The sequence below is a fragment of the Streptomyces sp. ActVer genome, from assembly GCF_027270795.1.
Taxonomy (GTDB): domain Bacteria; phylum Actinomycetota; class Actinomycetes; order Streptomycetales; family Streptomycetaceae; genus Streptomyces; species Streptomyces umbrinus_A.
The window spans coordinates 17,573-30,939 of the sequence record NZ_JAPWHT010000002.1 but is presented as its reverse complement, the minus strand read 5'-3'; the positions used below and the strand labels follow the sequence as shown (position 1 = coordinate 30,939).

Genomic DNA, 13,367 nt, shown 5'->3' with positions numbered 1-13,367 from the left:
CAATTGCCATCCTCTCGCCATTTTTCGATTTTCGCAAATCTGCTGCTAGGGTGGACTCTATGCCAACCACCCCCGATCGCGTCCGCGACCTGATCCAGGCGTCGGGGCTGAGCCAGGGTGACTTCGCACTTCGGGTCGGGCTCAACGATTCGAAACTATCGAAGTCCTTGAGCGGCGCCCGGCGTTTCTCATCCTTGGACCTCGCACGGATCGCCGAGATCTGCGAGGTCACCGTCGACTGGTTGATCACCGGCGAAGAGCCCCCCTTAGCGCTAGCAGCCCGGACGACTGGCGGCAGCGCTGGCGACGCGGTCGGCCTGGCCAAGCGGTACGGCACACTGCGATCGGACATGGCGGCCATCGGATACCCCCAGCCATGGCAGCCAGTGAACAACCGTTCTGGAACAGGCACTTGGGCTGATCAAGGTCGCAAATTGGCGGAAGCCGCACTCGAAAAGCTACGGAAGGCCGGGCGGTCCCTGATCCAGGGCAGCCTGCCTGCCCTGGTGGAAGAGGTCTTCGGCGCCGACGTGGCCATCGCCGAACTCGGCCCCGACTTCGACGGGTTGGCCACGTCAACCGACGAAATCAAACTGATCGTGCTGGCCACCTCCCACGTCGCCGCACGACAGCGCTTCACCCTGGCCCACGAGCTCGGCCACCTGCTCGCGGGCGACGACCAAGGGCTCCACCTCGACCGAGACGTCTTCGACAAGGGGCAATCGAAGGACCCGACCGAAGCTAGGGCCAACGCGTTCGCCGCGTCCTTCCTCATGCCGCAAGAGAATCTGCGCACGGCCGTGGGCTCGACCGGCCTTACCGAGGCAGCCTTCGCTGACCTGTCATGCGACCTGATGGTGACCCCGTCGGCACTGGCCTACCGGCTGCTGAACCTCCGACTGATCGACGCCGGCACCTGCGACCGCTACAAGACCCTCACTGCGGCCAAGGCGGCCAACTTGGCTGGCCGCAGCGAAGAGTTCGCTCGGCATGTCGCCGAGGCCAAGACGCCTCGTCCCCCTGGGCTACTCCTACGCGACACCTACGCCGCCTACGACTCGGGCTCGACCACGCTTCGCCCGTATGCCAACCTCATGGGCGTTGACGTAGAAACGCTCAGAGACGCTCTGGAAGCGGAGAGCGAGGTCTCCGACTTCTCATGAACGCCTACCTCTTTCCCGACAACACGGTGCTGTGCAACTTCGCCTCGGTCGACCGCCTCGATTTACTGAAGGCCGTACTCAACGGACGCGGCAGATGGACCGAGGCCGTCGCATACGAGGCCGCCAGATCGTCCAACGTGCTGCCCGCTCTCGCTTCCCTCGCCGCCAGCGGGTGGCTGGGAGAGCCGATCGAGGTCAGCAGCGACTCGGACGTCCAGCGTGTCCAACGCATCCGCCGTACTGTCTTCGGCGGCACCGATGACCAGCCCCTGAAGCACCTCGGCGAGGCCGAAACCTGCTTCGTCATCAAGGAGTGGAGCACGTTCAACGGTTCCTGGTGGATCTCCGATGACCAAGAAGCGGTGAGGTACGCCCGCTTTCAGGGCATCCCCACCCGAGAGACCGTCGACCTCATGTCCCTCGCCACCGTTGACGGCGAGATCACGGCGCAGGAAGGGTTCGACCTGCTGCTGAAGATGATCGACCAGGGTCGGCACCTTCGGCTCCCTGTCTCAGCAGCCGACCTGCTTCGATGATGCTGCATGATCTCGACATGACGGAAGACCGTCAGGTGCTCCCCCTGGTCGGCAAGCCGCTCAGCATCGACGCCGATCAGACTCGTCACGCAGAGGGACGGCGTATAACTGCGAGCAGCACCATGAACCAGGCGGAACCCGGGCGGCGGGATCAGGCGAGGCTTGCCCCCGGCCACCCGGCACGTGGGCCCACAGTCTTCCCGACGCCGCCTTGGCTACGGTCGCCGCACAAGGTGAACGAGAACAGGCGCGCACCGGCCGTACCAGGAAGTCCACGCACCTGGGCGACCGCCGGAGAGCCGACGCACCGGCGGTCGACCGTGACCGATTTCAAGGTCCGAACAGCGACTGCTGTCCGGTGCCGGGCTCCCGGGACTGCCGACGGCGCATCCTGGTGGCGAGGTTCTTGTCGTACCCCCGGGCGTGATTGCGCTTGTGCCGCTCCTTGACTGTCTCGCGCGGCGGGGCAGTGGCCCGATCCACGACGATGGACACGGACATTCCTTCCTCCGCCCGCTGAATGCCGAGTGTCCTCAGCTCGTCGAGTGTGGTGCCCACTGTGCCGACGAGCCCGTTCTTGACGAGCGCAGTGAACTCCGTGTTCCCCAAGTACCGGTCGACATAGCCGTATCCGACGCGCGTGCCCCCGTTCGGGCCCTGCGTCGCATCGTCCTCCAGCAGAAGCCGCACGTACGGCACCGGCAGATACATGCCTGGCGCCGGACCTGGGTCGACTGTTTCCTCCAGCGGCCAGTAGGCGAGTTTGACGAAACAAGGGTCCGAACCCAGCCGCCACTCGTGAGGCGCCCGCGGGGTCCCGCTCAACGCGGCGACCTCGTCGAGACGGTCGAGTTGCCCGAGCAGTTGCTTATCCACATACATCCACCGAGTGCCCGCGGCCGGGGGAAGCCGTTTGGCTTGCACGAGAATGAAGCTCTGGGTGGCCTCGTGGTAGTAGATCAGGTCCGCGCCGAGCCGGTTTTCCACCGGTGTTGCGTTAATGTTCGCCACCTCGATCCGGCTCCCGAGGTGTTCGAAGACCTGGATGTCACAGCGGAAGGACACCCCGGTCGCGCGGCTTCCGGAAGGCCACCCCGACTCAGTGAACACATCGTCGCCGAACTCGATGTGACGCGCGTCGTTCTCGATCAACCCCTGCTCGAAGGGTTCCGGGATCAGCCCGGCCAGGTGGGGGGCATTGGGGTCACTGGGACGCCGCCAAGCTGCGAGTCGTGACGGTGGGATGTTGCCGATGGCCAGGCCCAGCCGGGTCATATCGTACTGCTCCTGCCAAGAGCGATCCTCAGCGCGTCGAGGGTCGAAGGGGTCGGGCTCGGCCGCCTCTCCAAGGAAGGCGAGCGTCCTGCTCAGCAGATCGTGCTGCCGCGCGAGAGCCTTCAGTACGTCTTCCGAGTCCTCGTCTCCGAGCACGGTGACTTCGCCTGACAGAGCACGCACGAGGGACGGCCGAGCGCGACGCGGCACCTTGTGAAGGAACGAGCGCATAAGGACCTGGACGGGACACTCCCGCACCAGTTCGACCGTGATCCGGGAATCGACGGCCGCGACCTTCTCCCCGCGGGGGCGCCGCACGACTCCCAGCCAGAGAAGCGGGCACTCGTCGCTCTCAGCCGAAGACCGCGTCACAAGTAGGGTGATCCGGGGCGTCTGATCTCGAGGAAGAGAAGCGACGGCGACCGTCTTCGTGAAGGACTGCTTGATCCGTAAGTCCGTATCGATGCGGTCCAGTTCCTCGGCACTAAGCGCTATGACGTAAACCATGCACGGAGCGTACGTGGATCACTACTCGCACAGAAGGTCGTGCTATCGCCCGTGGCGGCCTCCGCGTGAACACCGCCTCGGCGACCGAAGGCCGTTTCCGTTGCGGAACACGGGTATCGCGTCGAGCCTGCTGAGTATGTGACGGAAGGGCCGCTCATGCAGCAACTCCACGTCTCGCAGACGGCGGATGGAGGTGGGCCGGCGCCTCTCACGCTGGCGGCGTTCGCACGACCGTTCTCCCATAGCCCCGCGAGACCACCCGATACCAATCGCCACCAACGCCCTGACCTGCACGGATACCACCTCCGACTAGTGGGCAGCGTGATCGAATCTCATTCAGGACGAAGAGGTTGCTCACCGCGGGTTCGCTGACGCTCTCCGCATGCCGAGCCCTGGCCTACAGAGCAGCCGTCGATGACGATCAGCCGAACATCGAGCCATCGCTGGCGCTATCTGAGGCTGCGGCATACCCTGTTTACGGGTTTCATGCGGGTAGTCCGCACCAGAGAGTGAAAGACGACACTTGGGAGCCCGCCTCGTAAGGAGGTCAGACGTGCTACTCACCTTCCGAGTGGCCAACCACCGGTCGATCCGGGACGAACAAGAGCTGTCGATGGTGGCCACCGAGTTCAATGACGGGTCCGGCCGCGATGCGCATGTGCGAGTCGCAGGCAAGGCTGTCTCGGTACTCCCGGCCATCGGCGTCTTCGGTGCCAATGCCTCCGGTAAGTCCAACGCTCTGGCGGCGCTGCGCTTCATGCGCAACGCCGTGCTGGAATCCTTCGCCGACTGGGGGAAGCACCCCGAGACCGTGCCTCGTGAACCGTTCGCGCTGGATCCCACAGCACGCGAGGAGACCAGCCTCTTCGAGGTCGACCTGTTGCTCGGGCAGCCCGGGAGGAAGACCCGCTACACCTACGGCTTTGAGCTCTCCGACAAGCGCGTCGAGGCCGAATGGCTGCATGCCTATCCCAAGGGGTCGCATCGTCAGATCTGGTTCGACCGGGAAGCCGACCGGCCAGTGGACGAAGGCGGAGAGTTCCGGTTCCCCGGTTCCGGGCTGGAGGGACGTAAGGACGAGATCAAGGCTCTGACCAGACCAAACGCCCTGTTTCTCACTGTGGGCGCGACCTTGAACCACCGCCAGCTGACCGCCGTGCACCGCTGGTTCCTCAACAACCTCTGGCTCGTGACCTCTCAGCACGACGTTCGGAACCGTACCGAATGGACCAGGGAACGGCTCACCGTCGGGAACGCTGGCATCGAGTTCCGCGAGCGGTTGATCCGGCTACTCGCCGGTGCGGACCTCGGCATCACCGGGCTCACCACCGATCCCGATACTGGCGAGGTGCAGCTCCTGCACCGCACGCCCGAGGGCGTGGACCGACCGCTGGACTTCTGGCGGGAGGAGTCACTGGGCACACAGGCATGGTTCGCCTTTCTGGGCCCCCTATTGCACGCGCTGGATCGTGGAGGCATCCTGCTCGCCGACGAGCTGGACTCCAGCCTGCACCCACGGCTGGCGGCCGAGGTGATCCGCCTCTTCCAGGACCCGGACGCCAATCCACGCACCGCTCAGCTGATCTTCACCACTCATGACGCCACCCTGTTGGGCCCCACCGTGGCGGAGCGCCCCCTCGACCGGGACCAAATCTGGATCACCGCCAAGGAGAGCACCGGGCAGAGCACTTTGTATCCGCTGGTCGCGGCCAAGGTCCGTAAGGACGACAATCTCGAACGGCGCTATCTGCACGGCCACTATGGCGGTGTCCCTCGGGTCGGCGCGGGCGAGTTCGCCAGAACGCTGGCATCCCCCGAGGGGGAGGAGAAGGCCACCGCGTGAGCAATAAGCAGCAGGCGCGCGGCACCCGGCGCACACGCCGACGCGGCGCGGACGCCTCCCCGCTGGCACTTCGCAGACCCGTCGGGTCGTACGGCGACAAGTCGCAACGCGTCATCTACGTCGCGACCGAGGGCAGCAAGACGGAGCCTGCCTATCTCGACCTGCTCAATAAGACCCTCGGTAGGGGCAACGAGAAAAAGGGCATACCGGCGTTCTACCTGGACTACTGTCACCCAGGAAACCCCAATGGACTGCGCCCTTCCCAGGTCGTGCAACAGGTACGATCCAAGGCCGGACCCGGCGAAGAGATGTGGGCCCTGTTCGACCGGGACGCGGCGGACAGCCGTGACGCCGATATCCGCGAGGCGTACAAGGTCGCGCGTGGGAACGGCGTTCAGGTGGCTCTGTCTCACCCATCCTTCGAGCTGTGGCTGCTGCTCCACTTCAAACAGTGGAGCAGCCGGGAGAACGGCATCGACACCAGAGTCAAGGACCAGCTGCGCCGACACCCCGACGCCAAGGGATTCCAGGACTACGACAAGGCATCCGGCAAGCGGGGCAAGGGGCTCGACGGTCCTCGGGGACAGTCCTTGATGGCGGAACAACGACTAGCGGACGCCGTTCACCATGCCCGCAAGCTGATCGACTCCTGCCCACACGGGGACTGCTCGGCCAAGCAGGCAGACCGGGCTTCGGAGCTGAAACCAGCCAACGGGAAGCGACCGGCGGCCACGCTGAGTGCGGAGGAGTACGCGCGGCGATCCGGCCACGCAGCCACCTGCGATCCGCTCAAGCGGGACCCGTCATCGGATGTCTGGCGGTTACTGGCAGCACTCGGGATCGGAAACAGAGCCAAGCAATGACCCCGGGAAGCCGTAACGGCCGTGCCCCGGTCGTCCGTCTCCACGGCGGTCTAGGCTTCCTCAGCGCGCCCTCTCGGGTGCCGTCGAAGATCGAAGGAAGCAGCGCGTGGCCCGAATCACCATGACCCAGCTGGAGCGGCATCTGTTCGCCGGTGCCGATATCCTGCGCGGCAGGATGGACGCCTCGGCGTACCAGGGCCACCTGCTGGGGATGCTCTTCCTCAAGTGCAGCTCGGATGAATTCCAGCCACAGTGGCACAGCGTCCACGACGAGGCGCTGGCCCGCACCGGTGACCCGGCCGAGGCCCTGGAACGGGCCAACGATCCGGACTCCTACCGCGACCTCTACGTGCCGCCCTGTGCCCGCTGGTGGGCCGGCCCCCACCACGATCCACACCGTCCCCATGACCCGGCGCCTGGTCTCTCCCAGCTGACAGGGAACGTCGGGGAAGCGCTCGACCAGGCGCTCGCGGCGCTCGCGGATGCGAACGACAACCTCACCGGAATCGGCAACCGTATCGACTTCGGCAAGATCCCCGACACTGAGCTGCGCAGCCTGGTCCGCCACTTCTCGCTGTATCGGCTACGGAAGGAGGACTTCGCGTTCCCCGACATGCTCGGCGCCGCGTACGAATACCTCCTCGGCCGGTCCGCCGACTCGGCGGGCCGACTCGGCGGTGAATTCCACACCCCGCGTGACGTGGTGCGGATGATGGTCCAGCTCGTCGACCCGCGCCCCGGCGACACCGTTTATGACCCCTGTGCGGGGACCGGTGGCATGCTGATCGAAGCCCATGAATACGTCGGCGAACACGGTGGTGACCCCCACCAGCTCATGCTCTGCGGCCAGGACGTGAACGGCTCTTCCTGGCTCATGGGGACCATGAACATGCTGCTGCACGACATCCGAGAATTCGAGCTGAAGCGCGGCGATACCCTGACCGACCCACAGCACCTCGACGACGACGGTCGACTGCGGAAGTTCACCAAGGTGCTCTCCCACCCGCCGTATTCCGTGAACTACGACCCGGAGCTGGTCGCCAAGGCGGATACAGAGCACGGTGAGCGGATGCGCTGGGGCTGGGCGCCGGGTAGCGGCAAATGGGCCGATCTGATGTTCGCCCAGCACATGATCTCGGTGCTGACGGAAGGCGGCATCGCCGCGACGGTCATGCCCCACGGCCCACTCTTCCGCAGCGGCGCTGACCATCTCATCCGGGAGGGGCTGCTGCGCGATGACGTCGTCGAGGCCGTCATCGGCCTCGGCCCCAACCTCTTCCACCACACCGGCATCCCCACCTGTGTACTGGTCCTACGGAGGCCAGGCACCAAGAGCCCGCAGCGCTCGGGCAATGTCCTGTTCATCAACGCCAGCCGCGACTACGTAGCGGGCCGCGCCCGGAACGAACTCGGCCCGGAACACGCCGAGCGGATCGTGAAGACCTTCCTCCGCTGGCGTGAGCAACCCGACTATGCGCGCGTGGTCAGCGTGGACGAACTGCTGGCCGCCGATGCCAACCTGAACGTCGGCCGCTGGGTGGATGCTTCACCGTCCGCCGAACCGCAGAACGTACGAGCACATTTGTACGGCGGAGTGCCGGCATCAGAGATCTCGGCGGTTGCCGACCGCTTCCACCGGTACGGCATCGAGGACCTAGGCACGCTCCTCGCCCAACGCCTGGACGACCCCGACTACTACGACTTCCTCCCGGAAGGGGCAGAGGCGACTGTCGCGCGCATCCCGGAGCTGACAGCCGCGCGCGAGCAGGGACTGCGTGAGGCATATGGCTGCTGGTGGCAGCAGTTCGCTCGCACCCTCGTCGAACTGCCCGTACAGCGTGACCTAATGACGCTCCGTGGCTCCCTGACGGACGGGATCACCGCCACGGTCGCCGGTGTTGGGGTGTTGGACGAGGACACCCCGAGCGGCATCGTCGCCGACTGGTGGATGGCCCACCGATATGACCTGAAGGTACTCGCGGCGGGCGGTTGCGAGCGCGTACTCCAGGACTGGGTCGCCTCCATCGAGGCTGTGGTCGAACCGAGCGCGGCAGAGGGCAGCGTGGGCGGCAGGGCTACAAGCGCCACGGCCACGGAGCGCCGCCTGGCGATGGACCACCCGGTGGTGCGGCGACTCATCCCGGCGTTCCTGACGGACGTCGCCGCTGCGGACAGGGCCTCGACGGCGGCGAAGGTGGCATCGCACAAGACGGCCCAGGACGCGGCCGAAGAAGCCACCGGGGCGGGTGCCGATACGGGCCGGCGGAAGAGGGAACGCCTCGCGACGGCAAGGCGACTCAGGGAACTGGATCGGCGCTTCCTGCCCGACCTGCGGGCAGCGGCCGAGCGGGCCGTCGCCCAGGGCACGGTGGACGAGGTGGTACTCGACGTACTGGGCCAGGGCCTGGCCGACCGGTTGGACGCAGCAGTCGCAGCAGGACGGGCGGAGCTGATTGCTACGTTCCGGACTTGGGCGGAGAAGTACGCGGTCTCGCTCGCGGACACGAAGCACGAAAGCCAGGAAGCCGACCGAGACCTCGAGGCGTTGTTGGCGAGCTGGATCACAAGCGGCGAGGTGTTCGACTCTGTTTGGCCGACCGTCCCGCTGGGCAGCGTGCTGCGGTCACGGCCGAGCCGTGGCTATGGTGGCCGATCTGTTCCGGAGCGGACGGGCGTCTTTGTGCTCGGGATGGGGAGCATCACCGCGGAGGGTTTCGTTCCACGCACGTTGAAGCACGTACCAGACGACGCCTTCACGCGGCAGTTCCGGCTGGTGGACGGCGACCTGCTGGTAAGCCTGGCCGGTGGCGAAGAGCAGGTGGGCAGAGCCGTGCGATACCGCGACATCGGCGACACCTGCGTCTACCCGCACGAGATGATGCGTCTGAGGACCGACGTGCGGAAGTGCCTGCCGGAGTATGTGGAGGTCGCACTGCGCTCGGAGTCGGTGCGTCAATGGATACGCACCCGTGTGCAGACTTCTACTGGACTGATGAAGATTAGCTCTGCCGCGGTGACGGAGTGTCCGATTGCCCTCCCGCCTCTGAGCGAACAGGCCCAAGTGGTAGCGGCGCAGGATGCGTTCGAGCGGCGTGCGAAGGCGTTGCGGGACGAGTTGGCAAAGCTGCGGGTGGTGCGGCGCGGTGTGCTGGAGAACCTGCTCGGCGAACCGTTCCCGGAGAGCGGATGACGCGAGCGGATCGGGGTGACCCGACCTGATTGGGTAATGTTCCGCTACTCCCCTCCTCGCGTTGCGCACGAGGAAGGGACCGAGCCGTTGGGGGCGGAGGTTGGCGCGACCGGAACGATCGCGCGGCAGTCAGCCGCTGGTCAAGCTGCTTACCGACATGGGCTGGGTTCGGCATGAATGTCCTGGCGTAGACGAAGAGTTCGGACCGTGCCGAGCGTGTGTTGTGGCGGCGGTCGACCGCCTCAACCAGGGCGCAGATGGCACATGCTGGCTGACCGGGGCTCAGATGGAGGCCGTGTGGGCCAAGGTGCGCGCTTCCGGACCGGTGGAGCGCATCGCGGCGGCCAACAGCTGGCTGTCCCAGCTGCTTCGTACCGGAATTCCCGCCCAGGAGCTGCCGGGCTGGCACGACGGCCTGCCTGCGCGAGTACGGCTGATCGACTGGGAAAACTCCGCGCCGCGCGCCAATGACTTCCGACTGGTGGCCGAACGCCGCGCCGACGATACGGCCGCGCCGGGCCCGGTGCTGCAGGTGAACGGGCTGCCCTGGGTCGTCATCGTGAATGAACCAGACGCGTGGGGCGTCATCCCCTATCTCGTCCACCGGATTCGGAATCTCGCCGGGGCCGGTTACGGCTCCGTACCGGCACAGCCCGGACTGGCTCGACACGCCCAGCTACTGGTGGTCATGGACGAGTCAGATGCCCGGCTGGGAACCATCACCTCCGCAGAAGGGGAGTTCGCCCCCTGGCGCACCGTGGCCCCGGCCACCGAGGAGCAGGTACGCGCCGAACTCGGCTGTCCGGCCGAGCATCCACTGCGCCCCTGGGAAATCCTGGCCGCTGGTGTCCTCCGCCCATCCCATCTGCTCGATCTGGTACGGAACTTCGTCCATGAGCAGGAGTGGCCGACGGGCCACGAGCAGCGACGATGGCAGCCGATCAAGACCGTGGCGCGCTATCCGCAGTACCGCGCGGTTCACCAAGTGACCTCTCTGCTGGCCGACCGGGCCGATGGCCTATCGGGCAGCACAACCGCCCGGCAGGCCGGAGTGGTCCGGCACTTCGCCGGCTCAGGGACGGTACGGACCGTGAGCCTCCTGGTGCGTCGGCTTCGGGCAAATCCACAGCTCGCCGGTCACAAGATCGTCGTGGTCACCCAGCGCCGGAACAGGGAGCGCCAAATCGCCCACGACTTAGCGCAATTGGGCGAGTCTGCAGTCAGCTCGCCCTCTGCAAACGGAGCCGTCAGGGCCCTCGCTCTCGATGTGCCGGACGTGCTCGTGCTCCCCCTCCAGAAGCTTGGCGGCGTGCAGAGCGCGACGGGCCAGCCGTTTGACAGCCCCAAGGATCCGCCGCCCGCCGCCGTGAACACCCGGAGCAACATCCTGGTGATCCTGGACGAGGCGCACGGCCTAACCGCTCACCACGTCCGGCTGCGGGAGCTCCTGCCCCACGCGGCCTTCCTCGGTTTCGCGGAGGGCCCCGCGCCCAAGCGGTCGCAAGCCGCCATCCAGCACCTGTGCGGCGAACCTGTCGACGTCTACACCGCCCAGGACGCCATGGCCGACGGTGTGCTGACGCCCGTGCTATATGAGCGGGCCGTGCTCACAGACATCAGTGAAGCTTCCGGTGCGAACGGTGGCGACCTTCCGGCCAGGGCCACGCGGATGTTCCGGCACTGGGCCTTCACCGGGCTGCGGCACAGTGTCGCCGCGCAGGTCATCGCCGCCTCCCGGGCCGATGCGATCCGGTACTGCGACGCCCTGGTCGATGCCCGAAACCAGCTGTTGGCAGAAATCGAGGCCCTGGACCCCGACCTCCTGAGCGACCCGAGCGCGGCGGACTACGCCACCGCGGAGGAGCGGGCCTTGTTGGACCTCTGGAACCTTCGCCATGTGCTGAAGAGGATCGAGCCGCGCGCAGCCATCACCGTGGGCACAATGGACCCGCCGGAGTGGCGGCGCTGGACCGGACCCGCCAGGGGCTGGGCGGACGGCCTGGCCGAAGCAGTCGCCGAGCGTCCGCCGGATCCCTCCTGGGGAGCGAACCCACATGACGGGGTAGCCCCGGGCACTGACCCCAAAGCGGGGGCGTACCGACCGACACCGGGCGCCTCTCACACTGCCCATGCCCTGACCGGCTTCACCGCGGTTCGGTCCAAACTAGAGGAGGTGGAAAACGGCGCCTTCGGGCACCTAGTGTTCCTCGACCGTCGCATCACGGCTGCCGAGCTGAGGCAGATCATGCGCGCCCGGCGCCCCGGGGACGCGATACACCACGTCGTCGACCACGCAGAGGCCATACCGAGCCTGGAACGAGCGTTCGCCTGCTATGCCCCAGACCATCTGCGCGATGTGCTGGGCCTCGACGCGGCGCCGCACTGGGGCCTGTGCAAGGACCGTGGCCAGGCTGTGGCCGAGGTGCTGTGGCGCGTCCACGGCGAACTCCGGAGGTTTCTCGCTGTAAGCACCCCTTCGGGCAGCATCGACTCCCTGCACACCGAACCCCTGCGGGAAGATCTCCTTGCGGCCCTCGCCGACCCCCTCGTCCATGCCCGATTCATCGGTCTGGTCCGGCAGTTCCTCGCCGCCCTCAACTCGGCACTGCCGACGAAGGCGGAGCCCCGATACGTCGAACTCGCCGGGTGGTTGGGCATCGTGCAGTACGTGGCGTGGAAGCGCCACCGCCCCGACTCCGACTACTTCGAGCCGCGCGCCTCCGGTGTCCACGTGGACGACTTGATAGAGCGGCGGCTTGAGGAATCGGATACCCGCTACCTTGTCCCGCCGGAGAGGATGACAGCCCCCGACTTCCTGGAACGGGTCACGGCGAACACCGACCCCCGGGCACGTGCCGCCTATCTGCTATACGCCGTGCTCGACCACCTGACCTTCCGGCCGCTCGCCAATGCCCTGCGGCAGCAACTTTTTGACGACCAGCTGACGGCGATCATGAAGTCCGGCATATCAGGTTCGGAGCGCACAGCGGAGGCTCTGCTGGCACTGGCCCGAAACATTCTGGCCGCGGAGCACGACCATGCCCAGGCGGCCTCCGAGCCAGCGCTAACACCCCTGCAGCGGGTACTCCTCCTGCTAGAACAAGCCGTTCCTGGTCAGCGACGGTCGGACGGCGCGGCGCCGGTCCCGGTGCGAGCAGCTGCAGAGGCCATTACGTCCAAGATCGCTCACGAGGCCCGCCTCCCACACCTCGGCTTGCTGGAGGCCACACGGAACCGGCTGCGTAAGGAGCTCCGGCAGGTGCTAGAGAAACAGCTGAGACTGGACTGGAGTGCCACCGGCCCTCTCGCCACACGCCTGGTCGAGCTGGCCGTCGAGCGCCAGGAGGAATTTGCTGACCATACCCCGGACCGGGCCACCACTGAGCACACCGAAGTATTGGGAGCAGTAGTGCTCCCCTGGCCGGGTGGAGCGGAGCCCAGTGGCACGAACATGTAGGGCTGCCGGGCGGCGAGTCGATGCATGGGCCAATGATCCGCCCAGGGAACCGTTCTGCTTCAGGCCGGGTCTGAAGATGGCGTCGCTTCGCAGCAGCTCGCGGCCACCTTGGACGGCGCCGATGCCATGGCGGTCGCACCAGCCGGCACCACAGTAGGCAAATTAGCCCGCGCAATTCGACGCGCGGTAGCGACGGCCGTGCTGCCGCACCACAGCTTGGGAGAAATCTGGGAGAAGATCTTCTCTCAGAGCCACTACGGGACCGCTCCAGACCGGCCGAGGCCAACGCACTGACCTGTGGAAACGTGATCACCCACAGGCAGAAGGCTTGCGTGCCCTTCATTCGGGACGAAGAGGTCGTGGGTTCAAATCCCGCCACCCCGACATTGAAGTACCAGGTCAGGGGCCTGATCCGCTCAGCGGGTCGGGCCCCTGAGTGGTTCCGGGGGGCATTTTGGGGGCCACGTTCATAGTGGCCCCCGCTATGCCACCTGACCTCCTCGACTGGCGCAGGTTCCCAGGTCGGCCGGACT

7 protein-coding genes are annotated in these 13,367 nt (G+C 66.4%); 6 read left to right on the top strand and 1 reads right to left on the bottom strand.

Annotation, left to right across the window (positions count from 1 at the left end; genetic code table 11):
• Positions 1–59: 59 nt before the first annotated feature.
• Positions 60–1,163 carry an XRE family transcriptional regulator gene (locus O3Q52_RS00640; RefSeq protein ID WP_269646786.1) on the top strand — a complete coding sequence of 368 codons (1,104 nt, stop codon included), beginning with the start codon at positions 60–62 and terminating at the stop codon, positions 1,161–1,163.
• Positions 1,160–1,699: a hypothetical protein gene (locus O3Q52_RS00635; RefSeq protein WP_269646785.1), complete on the top strand. Its 540-nt coding sequence runs from the start codon at positions 1,160–1,162 to the stop codon at positions 1,697–1,699. The genes O3Q52_RS00640 and O3Q52_RS00635 overlap by 4 nt, the downstream gene beginning before the upstream one ends.
• A 330-nt stretch (positions 1,700–2,029) precedes the next feature.
• Here the strand turns inward: O3Q52_RS00635 and O3Q52_RS00630 are convergent, their stop codons facing one another.
• Complete coding sequence (locus O3Q52_RS00630; RefSeq protein WP_269646784.1) at positions 2,030–3,481, bottom strand: hypothetical protein; 1,452 nt, start codon at positions 3,479–3,481, stop codon at positions 2,030–2,032.
• A 553-nt stretch (positions 3,482–4,034) separates the two neighbouring features.
• Here O3Q52_RS00630 and O3Q52_RS00625 point away from each other — a divergent pair.
• The 4 genes from O3Q52_RS00625 to O3Q52_RS00610 all read left to right on the top strand — a co-directional run bounded on the left by O3Q52_RS00625 (position 4,035) and on the right by O3Q52_RS00610 (position 12,834).
• The gene (locus O3Q52_RS00625; RefSeq protein WP_269646783.1) at positions 4,035–5,324 is read left to right on the top strand and encodes an ATP/GTP-binding protein; all 1,290 of its coding nucleotides are present in this window, start codon (positions 4,035–4,037) and stop codon (positions 5,322–5,324) included.
• Positions 5,321–6,187, top strand: coding sequence for an RloB family protein (locus O3Q52_RS00620; protein ID WP_269646782.1), 867 nt, complete (start codon positions 5,321–5,323; stop codon positions 6,185–6,187). The genes O3Q52_RS00625 and O3Q52_RS00620 overlap by 4 nt, the downstream gene beginning before the upstream one ends.
• A 106-nt stretch (positions 6,188–6,293) precedes the next feature.
• Entirely contained in the window at positions 6,294–9,377 is a 3,084-nt protein-coding gene (locus tag O3Q52_RS00615; RefSeq protein ID WP_269646781.1) for an N-6 DNA methylase, read from the top strand.
• Between the two features lie 286 nt (positions 9,378–9,663).
• The gene (locus tag O3Q52_RS00610) at positions 9,664–12,834 is read left to right on the top strand and encodes a hypothetical protein (protein WP_269646780.1); all 3,171 of its coding nucleotides are present in this window, start codon (positions 9,664–9,666) and stop codon (positions 12,832–12,834) included.
• Positions 12,835–13,367: the final 533 nt, after the last annotated feature.

Coding starts and splice junctions, on each gene's coding strand:
- O3Q52_RS00630 (WP_269646784.1), bottom strand. CDS start 3,481: ATGGTTTACGTCATAGCGCTTAGTGCCGAGGAACTGGACCGCATCGAT.
- O3Q52_RS00610 (WP_269646780.1), top strand. CDS start 9,664: ATGGAGGCCGTGTGGGCCAAGGTGCGCGCTTCCGGACCGGTGGAGCGC.
- O3Q52_RS00635 (WP_269646785.1), top strand. CDS start 1,160: ATGAACGCCTACCTCTTTCCCGACAACACGGTGCTGTGCAACTTCGCC.
- O3Q52_RS00640 (WP_269646786.1), top strand. CDS start 60: ATGCCAACCACCCCCGATCGCGTCCGCGACCTGATCCAGGCGTCGGGG.